Here is a 4,311-nt window from a genome sequence, read left to right as displayed (position 1 = left end):
ATACGGAATAGAAGAGTTACTTCGAGTTTGTAGTCATCAAAAGGTTCATCTTAACCCTAAAAAAACTAAGGATTTGGGGAAAGTAGAGACTAAATATAGAATTAAGCCTAATTCCAGTATAAAGCACTCGGATTCCAAATATTTGCTTAAAACAGTCGATTCCTTCAAGTATATACCGCCCACTCCAAATGGAAGAATTCGCAGAGATTTTAGTAATTCAAGGAAAAGAATCGATGTAAAGTTCCGCAATCTACTAGAGAAAAACGAATTCTATGAGTTAAGACAGGCGCACATAGACTATTTAGATTTCATGATTAATGGATCAAAGCATAGAAGACTAAAAGAAAAATACTTTAATTCATTATCCTATATGCTTTGGAACAAGATAAACTATGAATCGGAAAGCTATTTAAATAGTGATGAATGGAGATTTTTAAAAGATAGAAAACCATTGATAAGAATATTGTCACGCTGGGCGAAACTCGGAATTGCAAAAGTAACAAAAGTTAAAACCAAAGCCTTTGATGAATTCGAGCTAAAGGTTCAGAAGCTTATTCCTATATTACCGGATGTCCTTTATACTTACGATCGAAGTGATTTTTTAAATTATAAGGAACAAAGTAAGAATATCAAAGTTATTATGATACCGACTCAGGTTGGTTCTAAAAGCAAATACGGACTTACAAAAAAAGAACGGGATAAATTGATAAGGGGTAACAATGGGAAATTTCAAAACAAAAAGAAAAGACACTGAAAAGATTCGTTTTGGAGCTAAGGAATTCTGGGAAATACTTAATCGGCAAGAAAGAAAGTGTGCATTGTCTGGAAGAATATTAACCGAATTAAACACTCAGTTTGAATTAGTTGATCCCCATAGAACAAAGGATAAGGGATCGCTTGATAATATTTATGCTGTTGATAAAGCTCTCTCTTTCGTAGCTCGACACTATTCAGATAAAGAGATCATTAAGTTAGCAATTGAAATTGTTAAGTATAGAGGAAAAGACGTTAACACCGAACTAAAGAAAATTAGGAAGTCGGTAAAGTGAATTCTATCCAGTCTTATTTCCCACCTTACAAAATATTGAGACTCATAATGCTTTTTAGGGGTAGATTAATGGACAGAGTAGAAAAAGCTGAGAATAGGAACTTAACTTCCAAACAATCAGCAACTTGGTCCAGTTGTCTCATCAAAAATAAAAGTCGAATTAGAAATAGGATTCTAAAAAAAGAGAATCGGTTACCCAATGATGGCTGGCAAAATTTGATCACAGATCAAAGGGCAAAATTTAAAAGACTCTACAATGACGAATACGCATGGCGAGTTCTCGAATACGAAACTCTAGAAAGATTAAATAATTGGATATTTCCTCAAGAAACCGGTTATTTATGGAAAGCCGCAATATCAAGACAAACTAAAAAATTTAGAATGCGGAGTGAAGTTCTTCAAGTTCAAACTCGGGGAACAAGATACAGATTTATCGAGGTCCAAAGAGCTAAAAGGAAAAAATTGATATCAAACAAATTAAAAATAGAAACATATTGGAGCCTCTGCTTTGAAGGACAGAAAATGAAATTGGACAGGTATTTTAATCAAGGATGGATTGATAGGATTAGTGATCAAAAGCGAAAGTTATGGAGGATCTTGTCACATTAAAGTTAAGGAAGGGATTCTCTGAATTTCATTAAAAAATTGTCAGATTGACTTAATATTCAATAGAGAAATTACGAATAAATAATATGCTTTATTTGATCCAATTTACGGAATTAGATACTCGACATATTTTCCCACAACGACGAGAAGAATCATTTTGCCAAGAGATTGGTCGATCTAATTTTCAGATCGAAGAAACTTTGGAGTTTTTAGAGGCTGAATACCTGAATCAATATTACCTTTTTAAGAATAATAAATCTCCTATTTGTAGTGATTGTATAATTGCTGCAAATGAAATAGAGATATAATACCCTACAAAATAATCTAAATTCCGGAGAAATACATTTCGTTCTTAATAGTAGGCAATTTAATTGGTGGAATTAAAACTAACCTTCCAGTCTGAAGACGGGAATATTTTGCTATGAGAAACCATTATACAACTTGATCAATGAAGTAGGTTACTCTACAAAAGATTCAGAGAATAAATCTTCAATTGAATCATCAGAATTTAGACCTAAGTCTGTATCAAAGTTTCCAGAATCAATTGGGTCTCTGTTCATTTCAAGTTGATCTCGTAAATATTCGTCAATGCTTTCTTTAAGTTCATCGATTCCATAATAATAAGAATAATTTCTATAACCTTTTAATCCGATTTCATTAGACAATGTTCTAATTTTAGATTTAAGTTTCGACTCCAATTCTGAGAGTAAGGAACTACTATCATCATTAAGATCGAGTCTTGAAATTAAATTTGCATCTTCGACGTATTCTTTGATGCGAGAGCTGATAAAACGATGTTTTGATTCTATTAACAGCTTTTCTAAATTGTGTCTCTTTATGTAATCATCAAAATTTAGAAAATAATATTCAAACAGATTGTGAATTAATGAGTAGTGATATGAAGATGAGAATTTTCTCAATGTAATATTAATTAATGAATTCCAATGAGTTTGGAAAAATTTATCAAAAAAATTATTTTTTTGATAAATTGTAAGTTTAATTAGTTCGAATAATTGGAAGCTTGCAATATCTTTTATGTTTATGGTCTTAAATAGAGGTTCCAGGAAAGGTTCTATAATTTTGAAATTAAACAAATTAATGGAATGGAACAGGATGTCTAATTCCACGGAAAAATGGTAAGAAGTGTTATTTGATTTTAGAATGTCTATATTGGAAATGAAGTATTGTAATAATTCTGAATATTCAAATTCGTAAATTATAATATAGTTCTTGTCAGATGAATGGAATCTAGATTTGAACCCTTGATAAGAAACAATTGAAAATAACAATAATTTCTTGTGGGCAGCGTTATTCGCTTCATTGAAGTAGCTGATTAAAAAGTCTCCTAATGATGGATTGTATAAAGAATATTTTAAGATATCTTTCTCGTTAGAGAGGATTCGTGTTTTTATGAACCCATCTTGAAGCGTTTTTACTGATTTGATAAAGCTATTATGCACAGGAATGAAGTTTCTGAATTTAAATTCAACTTTTAATCTTTGGGAATAGCCGCATTCGACTAAAGAATGATTCGTTTCTTGGCCTAATAAGAAAATTGTATCAACTAACATTCTTGATTCATCATCAATATGAACGGAGTAATGAAATTTCCACAATTCACTTGGGTTGTCTAGGTTTTTAATAACAAATTCATTAATATATTTATCCAAAGGAATGCTATCTACATTTAATGGATTAGTAAAATATTCAATTAAGCGTGGAGTGTAGTTTCTATGATTAATAACAAAAAGGTAGCTCTTTTCTTTCAAAAATTGATTTTTGAAATCAGGGTTTATTCTACTGAAGGATAAATGTTTATATAAAATCCGCGCTTTTTCTAAGTTGGAATATTGTGCGATGTTTAGTTCATATTTCGATAAAGAAACTTTTGCTCTATTGAATCCTTCGTAAATTTGGAGGGCGGCATTAAAAAATACTGTTCTTGAAGTGAGGATCATTAGTTTATTTTTTGTATTTTTAATTTTCTCAATGAAATTAACAGTCTTCCTTTCTTTTGTTGAAGAAAGTAATTCTGGGATAAAAGATCCTAAGAAATCATCGAATAAAATAATCTGTTTTGAGTTAGGATCTAAGGAAAATAAAGTTTCGGCCTCTTCGATATTACTATCAACATATATAAGCTTATAATCCTGTGCTAATAATTGAAAAGTTATAATGTTTGCAAGAGTGGTTTTTCCAATTCCCGGAGGACCGGTAAGAATAAGGAGTTTTTCTTTGTGGCCCTTCAGGAAAAATCATGGGTAAACGTCCAAACCGCCTAAATGAAAGAGAATAGCGACGCGGAAGAAATCGAAATTTCTGAAGCCTCTTGCATTCGATTTAATTTTCTGAATACTTGAATTAATACTTTCCGAACCAGCGTTTGTGATTCGATGAGCGAAGTAGGTAAGGATGTATTTAATGTTTTTATAAAGCATCTTAGCGACTTTAATAATAGGTTTAAGTTTAGAATGAGTAGCCCAAAAATACCAACGTTTGAAAAACTTTTCCGCATTACCTTTATAGCGGTAAGACCAAAAATAACGAAAGGCTTCTTTTATCTGCCATCCTTTCCCGACTTTATACAGATTTAGTTTAAGAGAATTGAAAGCTTCCTTTTGCTTATCAGAATAATTTTCTTGGTTCGTTAACCATAG

At 31.3% G+C, this 4,311-nt stretch carries 4 protein-coding genes and 1 pseudogene; 3 read left to right on the top strand and 2 right to left on the bottom strand.

The window, feature by feature from the left end; genetic code table 11:
- The 3 genes and pseudogenes from LEP1GSC194_RS14045 to LEP1GSC194_RS14035 all read left to right on the top strand — a co-directional run.
- Positions 1–754: pseudogene (locus tag LEP1GSC194_RS14045) on the top strand (hypothetical protein); the annotation flags it as partial.
- On the top strand, positions 720–1,049 hold the full coding sequence (locus tag LEP1GSC194_RS14040; RefSeq protein ID WP_017808735.1) for a hypothetical protein: 330 nt from the start codon (positions 720–722) through the stop codon (positions 1,047–1,049). The pseudogene LEP1GSC194_RS14045 and the gene LEP1GSC194_RS14040, both read left to right, overlap by 35 nt.
- Positions 1,050–1,117: 68 nt before the next feature.
- Positions 1,118–1,657, top strand: a complete 540-nt coding sequence (locus LEP1GSC194_RS14035) for a permease (protein WP_231384491.1) — start codon at positions 1,118–1,120, stop codon at positions 1,655–1,657.
- Positions 1,658–2,112: 455 nt separating this feature from the next.
- On the opposite strand, the gene LEP1GSC194_RS14025 is transcribed toward LEP1GSC194_RS14035, so the two are convergent.
- Together LEP1GSC194_RS14025 and LEP1GSC194_RS21560 are read right to left on the bottom strand one after the other, a co-directional pair.
- On the bottom strand, positions 2,113–3,903 hold the full coding sequence (locus LEP1GSC194_RS14025; protein ID WP_331272581.1) for an nSTAND3 domain-containing NTPase: 1,791 nt from the start codon (positions 3,901–3,903) through the stop codon (positions 2,113–2,115).
- Between the two features lie 6 nt (positions 3,904–3,909).
- On the bottom strand, positions 3,910–4,311 hold a 402-nt coding region (locus LEP1GSC194_RS21560), incomplete at its 5' end, for an ISL3 family transposase (RefSeq protein WP_020774201.1).

This window comes from Leptospira alstonii serovar Sichuan str. 79601 (assembly GCF_000347175.1).
Lineage (GTDB): Bacteria > Spirochaetota > Leptospiria > Leptospirales > Leptospiraceae > Leptospira > Leptospira alstonii.
This window is presented reverse-complemented; position numbering and strand designations above follow the sequence as displayed.